Below are 20843 nucleotides of genomic sequence, written 5' to 3'. Positions count from 1 at the left end.
TGTCCCTCCAACTAATTCAGTCTTGTCTAAATATTCATTTTATGTAAAGATAGGTGTAAAGACAACTGTAAAGAAGGGATATTTTGAAACAACACGCAACTATATTGATTATCGGCTGTGGTATCGCTGCACTTCAAACTGCCAAGCATTTACAACACGTAGCACATGTACATATTTTTGCAAAAGGCACACTACAAGAAACAAGTTCGTACCGCGCACAAGGCGGCATCGCAGCAGCCATCGCTCCTGATGATACCGTGCAATTACATATTGACGATACACTCCAAGCAGGCTTACATCATCAGCAACATGCTGCTGTAGAACGTCTGGTTATAGATGGTAAAGACATCATGAAGCAACTTATTGAGGATGGCTTACCGATCGATACACTTCACGGACAGCCACTCTTCGGCTTAGAAGGTGCACATTCAACAAAGCGTATTGTCCATGCAGGCGGTGATGCAACAGGACGCATCACCACACAATTTTTATATGCCCAATGTACACAGGTGCAGTTCCACTTCAATGAAATGGTCACAAACTTATTGTTAAACGATGCTAGAGAATGTATCGGCATACAAACAGAACACGAGGATTATTATGCAGATTATGTGGTGCTCGCTACAGGTGGTGCTGGTGATTTATACCGCTTCACATCGAATTGTGACGGTGCAGTTGGTGATGGTCTTGCCCTCGCGTATCAATCGGGTGCTGTTCTTACAGATATGGAATTTATACAGTTCCATCCTACCCTTCTATATGAACAAGGACGTGCTTCTTCATTAGTATCTGAAGCGTTGCGCGGGGCTGGTGCTACACTCATTAATGACAAAGGTGAACGCATCGTTGACTGGCATCCACTGAAGGAGCTAGCACCGCGCCATATTACAGCACATGCCATTCATGAACAATATGCACAAGGACGCACTGTATTTCTCGATGCGACGGCTATTCATCATGTGACGCAACGTTTTCCAACAGTTGCTCAAAACTGCGCGCAAACAGGCATTGATATTGCGACAATGCCCATACCCGTCGTACCGGGTAGCCATTTTTTAATGGGTGGTGTTGTGACAAATGATGTTGGCGAAACAGCTGTGCCAAGACTATTTGCGGTCGGTGAAGTAGCTTGGACAGGTGTACACGGTGCGAACCGACTAGCAAGCAATTCTTTACTTGAATGCATCACATTCGGCAAACGCTGCGCTACTTATTTAGCAGCAAATGCACAGCTTCAAACAAATTGGTCTGTCGTTACACCTACACGTAATCAGGTTGAATTGTTACCGAAAGAGCAATTGCAACAGCTAATGATGCAACACGCAGGGATTTTACGTCATGCGGATGGCTTACACACATTACGTGCTACACTGCCGACGTATGCTGCATTGTATCATGCGACTGCGAACGATAAAGCGTTGCTAGCAATGCATATTACAGCCGCGTTGGTTGTCGATGCCGCCGCAACACGCGATGAAACAAGAGGCGCGCATATCCGAACAGATTACGGTGCTGGAAAGGACTTTTGGAAGCACCGCTACATTATGTATCAAAATGGACAAAAAGAAGTGAGGCTTATACATGAATCAACTAAAACTAAAACATATGCTTGAACAATTTTTTCATGAAGATATTGGCGATGGTGACTTATCGTCTGAATTACTCTTTCCACCATTCGCACAAGGTCAGTTTACACTCTACGCCAAAGAAGAGGGCATTTTTTGCGGGGCAACTATTATTACAACAGGCTTTCACCTTCTCGATGCTTCCATTCAGATTACATTTTATAAGCAAGATGGTGACCGCCTAACAGTTGGTGATAAAATTGCCGATATTGACGGAGCGATTCGGACACTCTTAACTGGCGAACGCGTCATTCTTAACTTAATTCAGCGGATGAGTGGTATTGCAACGATGAGTGCAAAAGCCGTTGCTGAAACAGTAGGTACACAAGCCAATATTGTTGATACTCGAAAAACAATGCCCGGCTTACGAATGCTCGATAAATACGCTGTGCGAACTGGCGGTGCATTTAATCATCGCAGCGGTTTATATGACTGCATTATGCTAAAGGACAATCACATTGCGCTCGCTGGCAGTATTACGGAGGCTGTGCAACGTGTGAAGCAACAAATTGGGCATACGGTAAAGGTCGAAGTAGAAATTGAAACGAAGGAACAGCTTCAAGAAGCGATTGATGCAGGGGCGGATATGATTATGTTTGATAACCGCACACCGGAAGAAATTAAACGCTGGTTACCACTCGTACCAGCCCACATCGCAACCGAAGCATCCGGCGGTATTACATTACATACAATTCGTGCATATGCACAAAGCGGTGTGCAATGGATTTCGATTGGTGCGTTAACACATTCGGTTGAAGCACTCGATATTAGCGCACTTGTAACACTGAAAGGGGCAATCGTATAAATGACTTTATTACAACAAATTAACATGTTACCGCAACGTTATCGACAGCTTTCGATTGAAGAAATGGAAGCACGTATTCATATAATTAAAAAGCAGTTAGGCGATGAATTGTTCATCCCTGGACATCATTACCAAAAAGATGAAGTCATTCAATTTGCCGATGCGGTTGGTGACTCGTTACAATTAGCACAGGTCGCTGCAGCAAACAAACGCGCAAAACATATCGTTTTTTGCGGTGTGCATTTTATGGCAGAAACAGCGGATATGCTAACAACAAGGGAGCAAACGGTTTATTTACCCGATATGCGTGCAGGGTGCTCAATGGCGGATATGGCAAATATTTATGACACGGAGCGTGCATGGGAAGCGCTCCAACAATTATTTGGTAACACCATTATTCCACTAACTTACGTCAATTCAACGGCTGCCATTAAAGCGTTTACCGGGAAACATGGCGGTGCTTGTGTCACATCATCAAATGCAAAAACGATGGTCGAATGGGCATTTACACAAAAGGAGCGCTTATTATTTTTACCGGACCAGCATTTAGGGCGTAATACCGCATATGATTTAGGTGTACCACTCGAACAAATGGCAATTTGGAACCCTCGAACAAATGCGTTAGAGGCGAACTGTGCGATAGAAGATGTCAAAGTGATTTTATGGAAGGGACATTGCTCGGTTCATGAAGGCTTTACCGTAAAACATATTGAACAATTACGTCAAAGTCGACCAAACATGCGTATTATTGTGCACCCGGAGTGTAGTCGTGAAGTTGTTGCTGCCTCGGATGATAACGGCTCGACAAAATACATCGTCGATACGATTGAAGCAGCTCCAGCAGGCTCACAATGGGCAATCGGCACAGAAATGAACCTTGTAAAACGCATTATTCAGCAACACCCAGACAAAACAATTATTTCGTTAAATGAAAATATGTGTCCTTGTTTAACGATGAATCGTATTGATTTACCACATTTACTGTGGTCACTTGAAACAATTGTGGCACAACAAGAAGGAAATATTATTACAGTGGATGAACAAACCGCTGAGCTTGCACGCCTGTCACTTGAAAGAATGCTAGCACGTGCGTAATGTACACACATACTCTTCGTACGTCTATATAGGCAAGAGTTCATCGTAAAATAGCTTATGCGATGGACTCTTTTTTACTGTCTTTTTGCAACAGCGTACAGTACACTGAAGATAACGAAGCGAGGTGTTTAACAATGCAAATAAGCATGAAAATTTTATTGCTGATTTTATATAGTTTTCCGTTTATGGGGATAGCGATGTATATTGATTTCCAGCGCCATTCGATGCTCGGATATGCGATGACGATGCTCGCCACCTTAGCCCTTACGTATGTAGCAATAAAACGTAGCGCGCTTTTTATCATTATTACCGGCAATATTTTTTCGGCCATTTTCTCTTACATACTCGTCCAAATGATGGCAACATATGAAGGCTGGGACGGCTTTTTCAAACCACTTAGCGCGTTACAGCTATTATTTGTTGTAACGATTTTATACATGATGCTGCAATGGATTGTTATTCACCTCGTCAAACAAACCGTTTCGCCTACACAATAAAAAATAAACCGCACACCAGCGTCTCCCGGTGTGCGGTTTCTATGTAGCGACGACATAACCCATCTTGATTATTTTAGTCGCGCCTTATGCTATCACTATGAAAGCCACAACCCGTAGCTTCCATACTGTGAACGCCTTCTCCAGCTTGAGAATTTGTTCGATTGAGACGTTGTAAGTTCCGCGAGTCCCCTTCCCTCACTGCCTCTATATTGTAAGTTCCTCGCCGTTTCACAAGGACTACATATGTCTTAAGCTAAAATAGATACAAGTACTGCCTTTTGTGCATGTAAACGATTTTCCGCTTGTGTGAAAATATGTGAGTTCGGTCCGTCAATGACAGAAGCCGTTACTTCTTCTTCACGGTGTGCTGGTAAACAATGTAAAAACATATAATCTGCTTTTGCATGCGCTACTAATGCGTCGTTAATTTGGTAATCTTTAAAGTCGATTAAACGCTGTTGTGTTTCTTCTTCTTGACCCATTGACGTCCAAACATCTGCATAAATAACATCTGCTTGTGTCGCTGCTTCAATCGGATCATATGTGACTGTCACTGTACCACCATTTTTTTCAGCGATTGCTGATGCTTTTTCAATAATTGCTGCATCGCACTCATATCCTTTTGGCGTTGCAACAACTACATCCATGCCTACATGTGCTGATGCAATCACTAATGAATGTGCAACGTTATTTCCATCACCAATATAAGCAATCTTTAGGCCTTTTAATTCACCTTTATGCTCAACAATTGTTTCTAAATCCGCTAATGCTTGGCATGGGTGGAAAATGTCTGTTAAGCCATTAATAACTGGAATAGATGCATGCTCTGCAAGCTCTTTTACCATTTCATGTGAGTTAGCACGAATCATAATACCGTCTAAGTATCCTGATAATACTTTTCCTGTATCTGAGATTGGCTCGCCACGTCCGATTTGCATATCGCGGGCGTTCATATACATACCATATCCGCCTAATTGTTGCATACCGACCTCGAAAGAAACGCGTGTACGTGTAGAACTTTTCTCAAAGATCATCCCTAATGTTTTACCTTCTAGTAAACGTGGGCACTTGCCTGCTTTTGTTAATACTTTTAATTGTGTAGCAAGTGTTAATAAACCTTGTACTTCTTCTGATGTGTAATCTAATAACGTCAGTAAGTCTTTTCCTTTTAAGCTTGCGACTGGCTTTAGTTGCACTTCCTCTAATAATTTCATAATAAACGCTCCTTGCATTGCTTAATGTTAATTTCATTATACATATGTATTTTTATAAAATCAAGTGAATAATTATGTTTATTTTCATTTTATAGAAAAGACTGATATTTTATAGCGTATTCATTCAAAAACGATGATTTTCTGTATTAATTGCAAATTAAAACACATATTAAAACAAAAAACTGTATATGAATACGATGTAGATCGCATTCATATACAGTTTACATGTATTAACCGAAAATAATTTCTTTCACGGCATCTTTATCTAATTTCTTAATCACTTCAACAATTAACTTCACAGCATTGTCGAAATCGTCACGATGTAAAATACCCGCGTGACTATGAATATAGCGTGTTGCCACACCGATTGCTAAAGATGGTACACCGTTAGCTGTGATGTGGATTGAGCCTGCATCCGTACCACCGCCAGCGATTGCTTCAAATTGGTACGGAATGTTATTCGCTTCTGCTGTATCAATCACAAAGTCACGTAAACCCGTATGCGCAACCATTGATGCATCGAAAATAACGATTTGTGGACCTGCCCCCATTTTTGATGTTGATTCTTTTGGCGTTACACCTGGTGTGTCACCTGCAATACCAACATCTACTGCAAAGCCGATATCTGGTTTGATTTTATGCGCTGCTGTTTTTGCTCCGCGTAAACCAACTTCTTCTTGTACTGTGCCAACACCGTATACAATGTTTGGATGTTGTTCGTCTTTTAATTGACGAAGTACTTCAATCGCAATAGCACAGCCAATACGATTATCCCACGCTTTTGCGAGTAAATGCTTTTCGTTTTTCATCACATGGAATTCGAAGTACGGTGTTACCATATCACCTGGTAACACACCCCAAGACATCGCTTCTTCTTTTGATGCTGCACCGATATCAATGAACATATCTTTAATATCAACTGGTTTGTTACGCACTTCTGCTGGTAAAATATGTGGTGGTTTCGAACCGATAACCCCAATAATTTCTTCGCCTTTACGTGTTGTAATCGTTACGCGCTGTGCAAGCATAACTTGCCCCCACCAGCCGCCAACTGTTTGGAACTTTAAGAAACCACGGTCATCAATTTGCGTTATCATAAAGCCAACTTCATCTAAGTGACCAGCAACCATAATTTTCGGGCCGTTTTCATCGCCTACTTTTTTCGCGATTAAGCCACCTAAGTTATCATATTCTAATTCATCTGCAAATGGCTCGATATGACGCTTCATCACTTCGCGTGGTGCGCGTTCATTACCAGGAATGCCGTTTGCATCTGTTAATTCTTTTAACATTTGTAATGTCTGGTCCATTTTACTTCGACCTCCTAAATAAATTTCCTTCTTTATTATAAGCGATTGCCGAATATTTGAGTAGTCAGAACACACTGTTTTCGCAAAAATTCCATTCTTTTTACGAAAAAGTGAAACTATTGCCAGTTCTAAACGTAAATAATACATTACGCTCGCATAAGAAGGGAGGGTGGTCATATGATTCCACTACTTATTCGTCTAGCCATTTTAGTTCTCATTGTTTGTGTCATTGTATATGGGCTGCGCTTTTTAACAAATAAACGTCGCAAACTAGAGGCTGCGCAGGCAAAACATGCTTTTTACTTTTATGACGAGGCGAAAAATGCACGACAGAACTTTTTCATTACGTATAAAGGTGCATTATTTGAAGGCGAAAAATATTTAGGCGCTACTGCTAATACCTTGGATGTCACAACTATTTTCATTGACATTGTGGATGACTTTCAATTACAAGGCTTTACGAAAGAAGACTTCCTTTTTTTAGAGCAGCAAATTCAAGTACATTACCCACACGCAACAATTAACTGGAAGAGTACGATTGAGCAGTTATTACAACGTACACCTACGCAGCCGTAAATGCTTGCGTAAACAGCGTATATTCCAAAAAACCGATTGAAACAAAAGCAAATGAAATTGGAATAGAACCCTATCTCTGATGAAAATGAGTGTATTGAGATAATAAAAATACGCTGGTGCGTCCCGACACAAGCGGCGACTTCAGCAGGAAAAGCAATGTTTTTCTGCGACGAGTAACCGCAGGAGCATGCGCTTTTAAGCGGAACATCTGCCAAAAACGCCACGTCGTGTGGCAAGGCAGATGTGAACAAACATCGTGTTTGCCTCAAGCCATGCCTGCGAAACGCGTCCGCTATGTGGAGTAGCACTCAAAACAGAAAAATATCCTTCAGCCGTCGTAATGGCTGAAGGATATTTCTTTTTGTCCCATCCTCATTTTTCTACAGTGCTGCTAAACGTACTAATAAAAATACATGAATCGCTCCTAAAAGTGGTAAGCCAAATGCAAATTTATTATGCTTCGTTTTATGACGGAATAAATACATCGCCAACACGCCGCCTAACGCACCACCTAATATAGCCATTGTCATTAATGTATTTTCAGATACACGCCATTCGTTATTTTTCGCACGTTCTTTATCATATGCCATTAGCGCACATAGCACGACTGACATAATAATGATAAACACTAATGTTCCATTAAACATATTCCACCTACTTTACTTGCCGAATACTTTTATTGTATGTGCCTTTCTCAAAAAAGACACTAAAAAAGACTGATAGGTTTCCCCATCAGTCTTGTATATGTGCTAATTATTTAACAGCGTTTTTAGCTGCATCTGCTAATTGAGCGAATGCTGCAGCGTCGTTTACTGCTAAGTCAGCTAACATTTTACGGTTAACTTCGATACCAGCAACTTTTAAACCGTGCATTAAACGAGAGTAAGATAAACCGTTAATGCGAGCAGCCGCGTTAATACGAGTGATCCATAATTTACGGAAATCACGTTTCTTTTGACGACGGTCACGGTATGCATAAGAACCTGACTTCATTACTGCTTGGTTAGCTACTTTGTATAAAGTATGTTTTGAACCATAATAACCTTTAGCTAATTTTAAAACCTTTTTGCGACGAGCGCGTGTTACTGTTCCGCCTTTTACGCGTGGCATAGCAATTACCTCCTGCTAATTCTTTTGAATTATGTTGTATTTTTTTTAAAACATTTGTCCGGTCTGAATACCGAAACAGAATTACTTCATGTAAGTTAATAAAGTACGGATGCGTTTGAAGTCACCAGAAGTAACAACCTTCGCTTTACGTAAGTGACGCTTAGCTTTTGTAGACTTGTTAGCGAATAAGTGGCTACCATAAGCACGGTCAAATTTTAATTTACCAGTACCAGTTTTTTTGAAACGCTTTGCAGCGCCACGGTGAGTTTTCATTTTTGGCATGTCAGTTTCCTCCTAAATCAAATGAATATTATTTCTCGTTCTTTGGTGCAAGAACTAAGAACATGCTACGGCCTTCCATCTTCGGTTTAGATTCAACCGTCGATACTTCAGCACAAGCTTCAGCAAAACGATCTAATACACGTTGACCAATGTCTTTATGTGTAATAGCGCGACCTTTGAAACGTAATGATGCTTTCACTTTGTCACCTTTTTCAAGGAACTTGATCGCGTTACGTAATTTCGTTTGGAAATCGTTCTCATCAATTGTTGGGCTCAGACGAACCTCTTTAATACTGATGACCTTTTGATTTTTACGAATTTCGCGATCTTTCTTTTGCTGCTCAAATTTAAATTTACCATAGTCCATGATACGAGCGACTGGTGGCTTGGCTTGAGGGGCCACAAGGACAAGATCCAAGTTAACGCGAGTAGCAAGTTCAAGCGCCTCGTTTCGTGTTTTAACACCTAATTGTTCACCTTGATGATCGATCAGACGAACCTCGCGTGCGCGAATACCTTCGTTTACATACATGTCTTTGCTAATAGTAATCCACCTCCAAGTAGTAGTCGCGAATACCGATGTGTGAGTATATGTTACCCGGTGTTGAACGGATCATCTAGAGTCCGCGGTCCATAAAAAAAGGACGGACACATGAGATGTCCGCCCGCTATATGTTCATACGCAAACGCTTGCGTAATCAATTCAACGTGTCAAACCTGCCAACAACAATAAAGTGTCAGACACAGGTGAGAAGCGGGCAGCCTCTACTTGTCACAAACTTGTATTCTTTAACCTAGACAATAATATCACGTCTATGGAAACGTGTCAACAAAAAGAACGCTGTTTTTTTTGTTGCTTTCTTTGCATAGCTTTGACTATTCAGCAGTGATGAACCCATTATATCAAGTATGTATCCGTAACTGACGAAGTAGTTGCTTCGATTACGGATCTTTCACAGCATGTTTAACAATTTTCCTAACGCATTAAAAGAAGCTGAGACAAAAGGAAATATCCTTCAGCTATGACAACTGCTGAAGGATATTTTTTCATGAAATTATTTTGTAATTTCAGCTTTAATCGTTGTTAAGAACTCTTCAAATGATACCGTTTCAGAGTCTTTTGAGCCGTAACGACGAATGTTAACAGCGCCCTCTTCCACTTCTTTGTCCCCTAATACTAACATGTACGGGATTTTCTTCATTTGAGATTCACGGATTTTATAACCTAATTTTTCTTCACGGTCATCCATTTCAACACGTACACCAGCTGCTTGTAATTTTTCCACAACTTCACGTGCGTAGTCATAGTGTACAGCGTTTGATACTGGAATAACTGTTGCTTGTACTGGTGCTAACCATGTTGGGAATGCACCTTTGTACTCCTCGATTAAGAACGCTACGAAACGCTCCATTGTCGATACAACACCACGGTGAATAACAACTGGACGTTGTTGCTGACCATCTTCACCAATGTAAGATAAGTCGAAGCGTTGTGGTAATAAGAAGTCAAGTTGCGCTGTTGATAATGTTTCTTCTTTACCAATCGCTGTTTTCACTTGTACGTCTAATTTCGGTCCGTAGAATGCTGCTTCGTCTTCTGCGATGAAGTAGTCATACCCTAGTTCGTCCATTGCTTCTTTTAACATTGACTGTGCTGTTTCCCACATATTATCGTCATCGAAGTATTTCTCTTTGTTGTTCGGGTCACGGTATGATAAACGGAATGAGAAGTCTTTTAATTCGAAGTCTTTATATACTTCTAAAATTAACTCAACTACTTTTTTGAATTCCGCTTTAATTTGGTCTGGACGCACGAAAATATGCGCATCGTTTAACGTCATCCCACGTACACGTTGAAGTCCTGATACAGCGCCTGACATTTCGTAACGGTGCATTGTACCAAGCTCTGCAATACGAATTGGTAAATGACGGTATGAATGTAAACCGTTTTTGAAGACCATCATATGGTGAGGACAGTTCATTGGACGTAACACTAATGTTTCGTTATCCATTTCCATTGGTGGGAACATGCCGTCTTGATAGTGCTCCCAGTGACCTGATGTTTCGTATAATTTTTTCGAACCAAGTACTGGTGTGTATACGTGCTTATAGCCAAGTGATAATTCTTTATCGACGATATAACGCTCAATTGTACGACGAATTGTTGCACCATTTGGTAACCAAAGTGGTAAACCTTGACCAACCGTTTGTGACGTCATGAATAAATCTAATTCTTTACCGATTTTACGGTGATCACGCTCTTTTGCTTCTTCAAGCATTTGTAGATGGTGCTTTAACTCTTCTTTTGTGAAGAATGCAGTACCATATACACGTTGTAACATTTTATTATCTGAGTTTCCGCGCCAGTAAGCACCTGCAAGTGATAACAGTTTGAACTCTTTTAATTTATTTGTTGATGGTACGTGTACGCCACGGCAAAGGTCAAAGAAATCGCCTTGGTAATAAATTGATACTTGCTCCCCTTCAGGAATCGCATCTAATAATTCTAATTTGTACTCGTCACCAACTTGTTCATAAATCGCTTGTGCATCTTCACGAGACACTTCTTTACGCTCAATTTCGATATTTTCAGCGATGATTTTTTTCATTTCTTTTTCGATCGCTGGTAAGTCGTCCATCGTTAATGGTGTTTCTAAGTCAATGTCGTAGTAGAAACCAGAATCAATGACTGGACCAATACCTAATTTCACTTCTGGATATAGACGCTTAATCGCTTGAGCTGTTAAGTGAGCTGTTGAGTGGCGTAAAATTTCTAACGCCTCATCTGATTTATTTGTAATAATTTCGATAGCCGCATCTTCTGTAATCGGTGTTTTCGCGTCGATTAATGTACCGTTTACTTTACCTGCAAGTGTTGATTTTTTTAAACCTGGGCTAATTGAGCCTGCAACATCTAAAGTTGTTGTACCTGCAGCAAATTCCTTTACTGCGCCATCAGGGAATGTTAATTGAATCATTTCTGACATGTTTGTTCTCTCCTTTTAAGTTAAAATTGTGGCGTGTCACCGCTTTTTACGCACAAAAAAGCACCGTCCAACAAAGGGACGATGCGTATATGCTCGTGGTGCCACCCTTCTTCCTTCCAAAGAAATTCTTTGAACGAAGCTCGGACAGTTAACGCACTGTTAGACGTTGATGGATTAGCCCCATCAATGCTCCAAGGTAGTAAAATAAATGTCGTCTTTAGGAAGCTTCCAGCCACTGACTTCCCTCTCTAAAAAAGCGGTTCACTTATTTATTGTCCTCTTCAACGCAATTGTTATGTTAATTACTTTAAGAGTATACGCCCGTTCACACAAAAATGCAACAGCGAAAATGTCACACGCGGCGATTATTACCCATCATTTCAACTGGCTCTGTCATCGCACGAATACGCTCCATAATACGCGCCGCTTTAATCGGTTCGTGGTCACCTTTTTGCGTCTGTGTTAAGTGCTCTTCTAATGCCTTATAGTTGAAGTTCGACGTAATAAACGTCGGCAACTCCTCACTCATACGATAATGTAAAATCGTCGCTAAAATTTCGTCACGTGTCCATGCCGTTAGCGACTCTGCCCCTAAATCATCCAGCATTAAAACAGGCGCTTTTTTAACAAATTCAATTTTTTGCTGCAATGTATTGTCGCCGATTGCTGTTTTTAATTCCCGTAAAAACTCAGGAACGAACACCATGACCGTTTGGATCCCTAAACGCGCTAATTCATTCGCAAGCGCGCCAAGTACAAATGACTTCCCAACACCGAATTTACCGTAAATATAAAAGCCTTTCGTCGGCATAGCACCTTCACTCGCAGCTTTTGCAAAATCTGTGACACGTTCAAATACTTCAATACGTGAATGGTCAAATGTTAAATCCTTTAACGTTGCCTTCAGCACATCTTTTGGCATGTGCATGCTAGCAATACGTTCCGATACAGCGCGTCGATCATCTTCTAGTTTACGCTGGGCACATGGTTTATAGCGTAAATCAATCGTTCCTCGAATCACATACAACTCGGGAATCATCCCATTCATCATATTTGTACAAGCACCCGTTGAACTCGCGCCACAACATGTGTTAGATTGCTCTAAAAATTCCTGTAACTTCCCAATCCCTCGGTCAATTGATTGCTCCGTTAACTCAGCACGATTGGCCAGCAAAAACGAACGCACACGCGGCTCTTCTAAAATCGTTTGCTTTAACTGTTCATAACGCTCTTTAAAATTCACCGGCATCGCCCGCTTCATCGCTTCATTAAGTGGTTCCATTATTCATTCACCTCTCCATCATCCAATCCTAACTTTTGTAACATACGCTTTCGTGCCGCTGCTAGTTCTTCTTCTTGTTGTGTCGTTAATTGCTCATCTTTTTGTTCATGGCGTGTCTCAAACCAATCTGGCAATTTTTCTTCACGACGATTTGTATATTTACGCCCAGTCGATTGCGTCGAGGTCGTTGCTTTCACTTCTGCTTTTTCTTTCCAGCCTTTGTACTGTTCATGCTCTTTTCTTGCTAGCTCCATCGCTTGCTGCGTCGTTTGGACATTTTTACGTCGCCAATGGTCCGCAATCGTCTGCACATATTTACGCGGCAGCTTCATATCAGTCGTCAACATGACATACTCGACCAGCGCGTTGACAACTGCTGGTTCCATGCCATAATCAAGCACTAAATTTTCGACTAGCTCTAGTGAAGTCGGCATTGGATCATTCCCACCACTAAAATCGCGCAACACTTGCACAGGTGGCGTTGTTTGCCAGTAACGATGACGCTTTTCTTCTTTCGTCTCTGGCTGTGTCGGTGCTTCTATCATAGGCATCTCCACACGTTTTTGTAACTGTGGCGCTTTTTTCGATACCGTCACTTTATAATATTCTTTTGCTTCTTTCTTTAAACGTTCATCGGTTAAATGATTATGTTCATCTAATGCTGCTAACACAACCTTTTGCATATCGATTGGCGTTAACTCATATAAAAATGCAAGCTTCGTAATCATTATTTTCGCTGAGGGTGTTAATGCTGACGATGGTACAAGCTGCTCTGACAAACCGACACGCAACATATTAAAATCAAAATCTGCATAATGAAATGGATATGCCTCTTGCTTCGGTTGATTTTCTGCAGCAGTCACATCACTCGGCATATTCGCATGTACAGGTGTAAACACATCAATAAATGAACGTGTCACTTCTTCATATTGCGCATCTCGCTGCGGCCTTAAAAAACGTGTACGTAGCTTACGATACGGTTGTTCACCAATTTTACTAAATAAAAACATCGATAATAATGGGTCATTAAAAAACTGCTCCGCCCCAAGTGGACGAACAATCTCATATAAAAAATGACGCCCGTTTGCGTCCTGTCGTTTAAATGTGCGTAATAAGCCAATCGCTTCTAAAATGGCACGCGTTTCAAAAATCTTTTGTAATGGCTGCCCAAGTACATTCATTAAATAGTAATGCACTTGTGGAGACGTTTCAAATTCTGCTTCTGTCCACATCGTTAAATACATCGTTACGGCGTTCGCACCAATAATTGGCTGATAAAACATCGTCACGATTTGTCGTTCATACGTTGAAAGATGATGAGGTAGACGAATTTCATACGAATCCGTAGGCTGAAGCTCCTTCAGTATATGCATATGTGTATTCGTCCCTTTCCTCGTACATTACTTGTCTTGCTGTTTCGAGCGCAGTTCTTTCAGCTCGGTAATAAAGACATTAATATCTTGGTATTGGCGATACACCGATGCAAAGCGCACATAGGCAACTTCATCAATGACCGATAAACGCTCCATCGTCATTTCACCAACTACTTCCGATTGTACTTCTGATTGTCCAAGGCGACGTAATTCATTTTCAATCGAATGCACAATACTTTCTAACGTTGCTAATTCAATCGGGCGCTTTTCACACGCACGAATTAGTCCACGTAAAATTTTCTCGCGCGAAAACTCCTCACGTGAGCCGTCTTTTTTTACAACAATTAATGGCGTTTCTTCAATCTTTTCAAATGTAGTAAAACGAAACGCGCATGCCTCACATTCACGACGTCGACGAATTTCCTTATTATCATCAACGGGTCTAGAATCGACAACACGCGTCCCATTATGTTGACATGCGGGACATCTCATATTCGTTTCTCCTGCTCTATTGTACAAATTTATTATCTTTATTATAACAAACATCACCTGGATGCATGTACTATTTCTTCTTTTATCTTTTCGCTAAAGGATTTACTATTTTACCATAAAATAGCGCAATTGAAAATACGCTGTTCCAGGAAGTCCGCCAACGAAAAAAAGCTTTCGACAGTTTTCGTGTCGAAAGCTTTTTTATACTCATTAAGCTTGTACAGCGTCTAATTCTTTTACAACTTTGCGTGTTAAGTCTACAACACGTGCAGAGTAACCCCACTCGTTATCGTACCAAGCTAATACTTTTACTTTACGGTCACCTAATACCATTGTTGTTAAACCATCAACAGTAGAAGAGAATTTTGTTGTGTTGAAATCAGAAGATACTAATGGCTCCATTGTGAAGTTTAAAATGCCGTTCATTTTGCCTTCAGCTGCTTTTTGGAACGCTGCGTTTACTTCTTCCACTGTTACGTCACGCTCTAAATCAACAACTAAGTCAACTAATGACACGTTTGGTGTTGGTACACGTAATGCCATGCCGTGAATTTTACCATCTAATTCTGGTAATACTAAGCGTAATGCTTTTGCTGCACCAGTAGACGTTGGAATAATCGATTGTGCACAAGAACGCGCACGACGTAAATCTTTATGTGGATTGTCTAAGTTCTTTTGGTCATTTGTGTATGCGTGAACTGTTGTCATTAAACCATTTACGATCCCGAACTCATCGTTTAACACTTTCGCAACTGGTGCTAAACAGTTTGTTGTACAAGATGCATTTGAAATAACATCGTGTTTTGCTAAATCTAATTTATCGTCATTTACACCTAAAACAACTGTAATGTCTTCGTTTTTACCAGGAGCTGTTAAAATTACTTTTTTCGCGCCTGCTTCTAAATGTTTCGCAGCACCGCTACGCTCGTTGAATTTACCTGTCGCTTCGATGACTAAATCAACGTTTAGTTCTTTCCAAGGTAATAATAATGGGTCACGCTCGCTTACGATTTTCACTTCTTTACCGTTTACGATTAACGCACCTTCAGCAGTTTCTACTGTACCTTCATAAGTACCGTGTGTTGTATCATATTTAATTAAGTGTGCTAATGTTTCAACTGGGTAGCTCGCGTTAATAGCCACTACATGTAAATCATCCTGCATCATTGCTTGACGGAACACCATACGTCCGATACGTCCAAAACCATTAATTGCGATAGAAACTGTCATTATAATTTCCTCCTGATATGCCTTGTTTATATAGTATTTTTTATATGCATTTTGTTATCTGTGAATTAGTATAACATATTCATTGCAAAAGCCAACAATAATATGACACAAATAAAGTAATAAAACTTTTCAGAAAACAATCAATCTCACAAATACGCAGATTTCCTACACTTTAAGCATAAAAAAAGCCCAGATACTAGCATCCGGGCTCTTACACACTCGGGCTAAATTACGCCCCACTTCATTAAAATTTCATGTAATTGCGCTCGTGTTTCGTCCAATGTACCATTATTTTGCAGGACACCATCCGCACCAGCTACTTTTTCCGCCACTGGTATTTGTGACGCAATACGCGCTTTCGCTTCCTGTTCAGAAAAGCCATTACGCGCCATTAAACGACGAAGCTGTGTGTCTTCATCGACTGCGACAACAAGGATTTTCTCCACAAAATGTTGTAACTTACTTTCAAACAATAGCGGAATATCCATCACAACATGTTTGCCTTGCGCCACATATTCATCACGTTGGCGTATCATCTCCGCTCGGATTGCCGGATGAATAATGCCATTTAATACCACTCGTTTATCTGGCTCGTGAAAAATTTGCTCCCCTATATATGGGCGGTTCATTGTCCCATCTGCTAAAATTGTTGCTGGTCCGAACGCCTCTGCAATTTTTGCAAGCGTGTCACTTCCTGGCTCTACCACTTGACGCGCAATCACATCCGCATCAACAATCGGTAAATTATATGAACGTAACATGTCTGCTACGGCACTTTTACCGGTTGCAATGCTGCCCGTTAACCCGATGATCATCGTACTCCCCCTTATTGTTGACACAGTGGACAATACACAGATGTACGTCCCGCAATCGTTAAGCTTTCTGTTTCTGTGCCACAGCTACATATTTTTTTACCATACATTTTCAAACGATGCTGCATGCCACCCGCTTCTCCGTTTACATTGCGATAGTCTGAAATTGTCGAACCACCCGCATCAATACTTTCTTGTAAAATACGCGCAATTTCCGCAAATAATGCACGCTTCTCTGCATCACTTAAATCGCTCGTTTTCGTTTGCGGACGGATTTTTTGATAATATAACGCTTCCGTCGCATAAATATTGCCGCAGCCCGAAATAACATGTCCATCCATAATAACTGCTTTAATCGCTTTATTCGCATATTTTTTCGTGTTGCTCTTATCGATAAAGTAATCACATGCATGTGCTTCAAACGGCTCAGGTGCCATCGCTAAAAGCGGCGCATAATCCGCCTCCTCACGTAGTAAACGTAACTCACCGAAACGACGAATATCTGAATACACAAGTAAACGTCCATCATTCATCGTAAAAATAACATGCGCGTGCTTTTCATATTTAGCATCCGGAATATCACTAAGGTTCGCCACATCAAACCATGCGCCACTCATCCCTAAATGGCTCACCAGTAAATACGTGTCACCATTTTTAGACAACGTCATATAAATATATTTTGCACGGCGTTCGACACGCTCAATGGTCATACCGGTCACTGCATATTCAAAATCTTGTGGTGCAAGCGTTTTGACAATACAGTCTTTCCCTTGCGCTTTTGATGTATAAATTGTTTCAGATAACGCGACTGCTGTAATCACTTTCTTTTCTGCGACAGGGCGTAATTGGCGTACGACTCCTTCTACTTCTGGTAATTCTGGCATAATATCTCCTTACTTTGCATCGTACCACGTTTTGCCGTAACTGAAATCCACTTTTAATGGCACAGCTAGCTCAATTGCTTGCTCCATCACTTCCGGAACAATTTTCGCTAACACTTCCATCTCTTCTAACGGACCTTCAAAAATAAGCTCATCGTGTACTTGTAATAATAATGTCGATTGTAATCCTTCTGCTTTTAAGCGTGCATCCATATCAATCATCGCTTTTTTAATAATATCTGCTGCTGAACCTTGAATTGGTGTATTCATCGCTGTACGTTCCGCAAAGCTACGTAAATTAAAGTTCGAGCTATTAATTTCTGGTAAATAACGACGACGATTTAAAATCGTTGTCACAAAGCCGTCTGTTTTTGCTTGTTTAACAACGGCATCCATATAATTTTGTACACCTGGGAAACTTTCTAAATAACGTGTAATAAAGTCAGCCGCTTCTTTTCGTGTAATATTTAAATTTTGTGATAAACCATAATCACTAATGCCGTATACAATGCCGAAGTTTACCGCCTTTGCCGCACGTCGCATATTGCTATCAACAGCATCTGCTTCTACGTGGAAGACATCCATCGCTGTACGGGTATGAATATCCATCCCTTCACGGAACGCTTCAATTAACGCTGCATCGCCGCACATATGCGCTAATACGCGTAGCTCAATTTGCGAATAGTCCGCCGCAAATAAATACCAATCTGGATTTGACGGTACGAACGCCTGGCGAATTTTACGCCCTTCCTCTAAACGAATCGGAATGTTTTGGAGGTTCGGTTCAATCGAGCTTAAACGCCCTGTTGATGTCAGTGCTTGTTGGAAGCGTGTATGCACTTTCCCATCAGCATGAATTTCTTTCAGTAAGCCTTCAATATATGTCGACTGTAGCTTCGCTAATTGGCGGTATAATAAAATATGCTCAATAATGGCGTGCTCACCTTGTAATTTATCTAATACATCCGCTGCTGTTGAATAGCCCGTTTTCGTTTTCTTAATAACTGGCAATCCAAGCTTCTCAAATAAAATAACACCAAGTTGCTTCGGTGAGTTAATATTGAATGTTTCACCAGCCGCCTCATAAATTGCCGCTTCAATATGTGCGACACGCTCAGTTAAGGCGGCACCCATCGCTTGAAGTGTCTCTTTACTTACTGTGATACCTTCTGATTCCATCTCACCTAAAATACGTGCAAGTGGTAGCTCTAGCTCTTTATACAATTCGTACTGCTGATTTTGGCGTAAGCGCTCTTCAATCGTTTCGCGTAATGTCCATACAGCAAATGCTTTTCGGCTTGCGTGTTCCGCTACTACATCGTCTGCAGGAATTGCACGCTTCGCTCCTTTTCCGTACACATCTTCATTCGCTTTAACATCGCGATAACCAAACTCTGATACAAGCGTTGCTACATCGTCACCCGATAAAGATGGGTTTACGATATACGTGGCTAATAATAAATCGAATGCTACACCGTTTAATGCCAAATTAAAACGTGCAAGTGCTGCTTGTGTCGCTTTACGGTCGGTCACATATTTTGTGACTTGCTCATCTGCTAACCACGCTTGTACAACATCTGATTGTTGCATCACATCAAATGGAATATAGATTGTTCCTGCATCTGATGATACCGACATCCCTAACACTGCACATGTATGATAATGCTCGTTTTCTAATTCGACATGTAACGCTGCTTGCTGCGGTAATTGTTCCACCGTCTGTAATACTGTAAAAACAAGGTCCTCTTGTTGCTGTTCTTCGATATCAAAATCTGTTTTTTCAAGCAATGTTTTAAACCCAAGTTCCTGATAAATCGCACGTAGCTCTTCATCATGCGCACCGTTATACGCTAAATCCGCAAGCGTAATGGTTAACGGCGCTTCGGTATGAATGGTCGCAAGCTCTTTACTCATATACGCTTGCTGTTCATTGGCAATCAGCTTTTCCTTTAATTTCGCTCCACTCACTGCGTCCATATTGGCATATACCCCTTCAACTGTGCCATGCGCTGTTAATAATTTAATCGCTGTTTTTTCACCAACACCTGGCACACCTGGAATATTATCAGATGCATCGCCCATTAAGCCCTTCATATCAATAATTTGCGCAGGGGTTAAACCATATTTTTCTTCAATATGCGCAGGCGTATACACTTCAATATCGGTCATCCCTTTACGTGTAATATAAACCGTTACGTTATCCGTTGCGAGCTGTGTTAAGTCTTTATCCCCGGATACGATAATGACATCCATCTTTTCAGTTGCTGCTTGTTTCGCCAATGTACCGATAATATCATCTGCCTCATATTGTTCTAATTCATAACGTTGAATGCCGTATGCATCAATTAATTTTCGAACATATGGAAATTGCTCTGATAATTCTGGTGGCGTTTTTTGACGACCGCCTTTATATTCCGTAAATGTGCTATGACGAAATGTTGTTTTTCCCGCATCGAATGCAACGAGCATCTTTGTCGGCTGTTCCTCTGTAATAATTTTTTGAAGCATTGTTGTAAATCCGTACACAGCGTTCGTATGAATCCCTTGTTGATTTGTTAGTGGTGGTAATGCAAAAAAAGCTCGATACGCTAAGCTGTTACCATCTAGTAGAAGCAATTTTTCCTTTGTCATAGTGTTCTCCTTTACATGTTCAATCTCTTCTTTATTATACATGAGCGATTGCGAATACGCGAAGTTTGAAGGCATACATACGTTCTTTTTTTCACGTAAACATATGCAATTTTCTCCAAACGAAAAGCACTACGCTAACATTTCCCTGTTAGCGTAGTGCTCCATTTATTTATAGATTCATCCCATTATAATTGCTGCATTAATGATTCAAAGCTCTGCACTTCTCCTGTTTGTAAACCTGTGAAATATGGCTGTAAAAAATCTAGAAGTTTCTGTGGCTGCGTCGGATTCGCATTTGATATCATCGACCATTTCAATAATTGATTTGTTCGTTTATCGTACAGTTCAAATTCAAGTTCTCGTGTACAGCTAAAACGCAAAATTCCTTTTGCAAAGCGCGACATATGAATCATCGTAACAGATGGTTTATTTGTATCTACTTGAATGTCTGCTGTTCGCACACCTGTTGTATGTAATTGCTCATTCACGTCATGCATCCATAAACCAAAGAGTGTAATACTCATACAAATGTCGCTCCTTTTATAGAAATTTATCGATAGTTTATTATACCCACTTACCTGTAGTGAGTAAACACTATACACACATTAAAAACCCCTAAAAATGACCATGTTCTTGTCATT

At 40.7% G+C, this 20843-nt stretch carries 20 protein-coding genes; 5 read left to right on the top strand and 15 right to left on the bottom strand.

What is annotated here, in order from left to right; translation table 11 throughout:
* The first annotated feature begins 83 nt into the window (after positions 1 to 83).
* From nadB to A6M13_RS00585, 4 genes are all read left to right on the top strand, one after another.
* Positions 84 to 1613 (top strand): L-aspartate oxidase, encoded by a 1530-nt coding sequence (gene nadB, locus A6M13_RS00600; RefSeq protein WP_066542173.1) that lies wholly within the window; start codon positions 84 to 86, stop codon positions 1611 to 1613.
* Complete coding sequence (nadC, locus tag A6M13_RS16430; protein WP_066542172.1) at positions 1582 to 2430, top strand: carboxylating nicotinate-nucleotide diphosphorylase; 849 nt, start codon at positions 1582 to 1584, stop codon at positions 2428 to 2430. Before nadB ends, nadC begins: the two co-directional genes overlap by 32 nt.
* Complete coding sequence (gene nadA, locus A6M13_RS16425; protein WP_066542171.1) at positions 2431 to 3525, top strand: quinolinate synthase NadA; 1095 nt, start codon at positions 2431 to 2433, stop codon at positions 3523 to 3525.
* Between the two features lie 134 nt (positions 3526 to 3659).
* On the top strand, positions 3660 to 4022 hold the full coding sequence (locus A6M13_RS00585; protein WP_066542170.1) for a hypothetical protein: 363 nt from the start codon (positions 3660 to 3662) through the stop codon (positions 4020 to 4022).
* Positions 4023 to 4270: 248 nt separating this feature from the next.
* Here A6M13_RS00585 and argF read toward each other — a convergent pair whose 3' ends face one another.
* Both argF and A6M13_RS00575 read right to left on the bottom strand, forming a co-directional pair.
* Positions 4271 to 5236 (bottom strand): ornithine carbamoyltransferase, encoded by a 966-nt coding sequence (gene argF, locus A6M13_RS00580; RefSeq protein WP_066542169.1) that lies wholly within the window; start codon positions 5234 to 5236, stop codon positions 4271 to 4273.
* A gap of 230 nt (positions 5237 to 5466) precedes the next feature.
* Complete coding sequence (locus A6M13_RS00575) at positions 5467 to 6546, bottom strand: M42 family metallopeptidase (RefSeq protein WP_066542168.1); 1080 nt, start codon at positions 6544 to 6546, stop codon at positions 5467 to 5469.
* 177 nt (positions 6547 to 6723) lie between these two features.
* Between A6M13_RS00575 and A6M13_RS00570 the strand changes: the two genes are divergently transcribed.
* Positions 6724 to 7122, top strand: coding sequence for a sigma-w pathway protein ysdB (locus A6M13_RS00570; protein ID WP_066542167.1), 399 nt, complete (start codon positions 6724 to 6726; stop codon positions 7120 to 7122).
* A 380-nt stretch (positions 7123 to 7502) separates the two neighbouring features.
* Here A6M13_RS00570 and A6M13_RS00565 read toward each other — a convergent pair whose 3' ends face one another.
* From A6M13_RS00565 to A6M13_RS00500, 13 genes are all read right to left on the bottom strand, one after another.
* The gene (locus tag A6M13_RS00565) at positions 7503 to 7769 is read right to left on the bottom strand and encodes a DUF1294 domain-containing protein (protein ID WP_066542166.1); all 267 of its coding nucleotides are present in this window, start codon (positions 7767 to 7769) and stop codon (positions 7503 to 7505) included.
* 106 nt (positions 7770 to 7875) lie between these two features.
* Positions 7876 to 8232 carry a 50S ribosomal protein L20 gene (rplT, locus tag A6M13_RS00560; protein ID WP_066461938.1) on the bottom strand — a complete coding sequence of 119 codons (357 nt, stop codon included), beginning with the start codon at positions 8230 to 8232 and terminating at the stop codon, positions 7876 to 7878.
* A gap of 81 nt (positions 8233 to 8313) precedes the next feature.
* Entirely contained in the window at positions 8314 to 8514 is a 201-nt protein-coding gene (gene rpmI, locus A6M13_RS00555; protein WP_066542165.1) for a 50S ribosomal protein L35, read from the bottom strand.
* A 28-nt stretch (positions 8515 to 8542) separates the two neighbouring features.
* Complete coding sequence (infC, locus tag A6M13_RS00550; RefSeq protein ID WP_066542164.1) at positions 8543 to 9046, bottom strand: translation initiation factor IF-3; 504 nt, start codon at positions 9044 to 9046, stop codon at positions 8543 to 8545.
* Between the two features lie 523 nt (positions 9047 to 9569).
* Positions 9570 to 11501 (bottom strand): threonine--tRNA ligase, encoded by a 1932-nt coding sequence (gene thrS, locus A6M13_RS00545; protein WP_066542163.1) that lies wholly within the window; start codon positions 11499 to 11501, stop codon positions 9570 to 9572.
* 352 nt (positions 11502 to 11853) lie between these two features.
* Positions 11854 to 12783 carry a primosomal protein DnaI gene (gene dnaI / locus A6M13_RS00535; protein WP_066542161.1) on the bottom strand — a complete coding sequence of 310 codons (930 nt, stop codon included), beginning with the start codon at positions 12781 to 12783 and terminating at the stop codon, positions 11854 to 11856.
* Positions 12783 to 14156, bottom strand: coding sequence for a replication initiation and membrane attachment family protein (locus A6M13_RS00530; RefSeq protein WP_066542160.1), 1374 nt, complete (start codon positions 14154 to 14156; stop codon positions 12783 to 12785). Before A6M13_RS00530 ends, dnaI begins: the two co-directional genes overlap by 1 nt.
* Positions 14157 to 14183: 27 nt before the next feature.
* Positions 14184 to 14648, bottom strand: a complete 465-nt coding sequence (nrdR, locus tag A6M13_RS00525) for a transcriptional regulator NrdR (protein WP_066542159.1) — start codon at positions 14646 to 14648, stop codon at positions 14184 to 14186.
* 210 nt (positions 14649 to 14858) lie between these two features.
* On the bottom strand, positions 14859 to 15878 hold the full coding sequence (locus A6M13_RS00520) for a glyceraldehyde-3-phosphate dehydrogenase (protein WP_066542158.1): 1020 nt from the start codon (positions 15876 to 15878) through the stop codon (positions 14859 to 14861).
* Positions 15879 to 16102: 224 nt separating this feature from the next.
* A complete protein-coding gene (gene coaE, locus A6M13_RS00515; protein ID WP_066542157.1) occupies positions 16103 to 16693 on the bottom strand; it encodes a dephospho-CoA kinase in 591 nt (196 codons plus the stop codon).
* 11 nt (positions 16694 to 16704) lie between these two features.
* Positions 16705 to 17574, bottom strand: a complete 870-nt coding sequence (mutM, locus tag A6M13_RS00510; protein ID WP_066542156.1) for a bifunctional DNA-formamidopyrimidine glycosylase/DNA-(apurinic or apyrimidinic site) lyase — start codon at positions 17572 to 17574, stop codon at positions 16705 to 16707.
* Positions 17575 to 17583: 9 nt separating this feature from the next.
* On the bottom strand, positions 17584 to 20202 hold the full coding sequence (gene polA, locus A6M13_RS00505; RefSeq protein WP_066542155.1) for a DNA polymerase I: 2619 nt from the start codon (positions 20200 to 20202) through the stop codon (positions 17584 to 17586).
* A gap of 185 nt (positions 20203 to 20387) precedes the next feature.
* Positions 20388 to 20726, bottom strand: coding sequence for a hypothetical protein (locus A6M13_RS00500; RefSeq protein WP_066542154.1), 339 nt, complete (start codon positions 20724 to 20726; stop codon positions 20388 to 20390).
* Positions 20727 to 20843 lie beyond the last annotated feature (117 nt).

Source organism: Caryophanon tenue (assembly GCF_001700315.1).
GTDB classification, from domain to species: domain Bacteria; phylum Bacillota; class Bacilli; order Bacillales_A; family Planococcaceae; genus Caryophanon; species Caryophanon tenue.
Note: the sequence above shows the minus strand (reverse complement) of the source record. Positions and strands in the feature narration are given on the sequence as shown.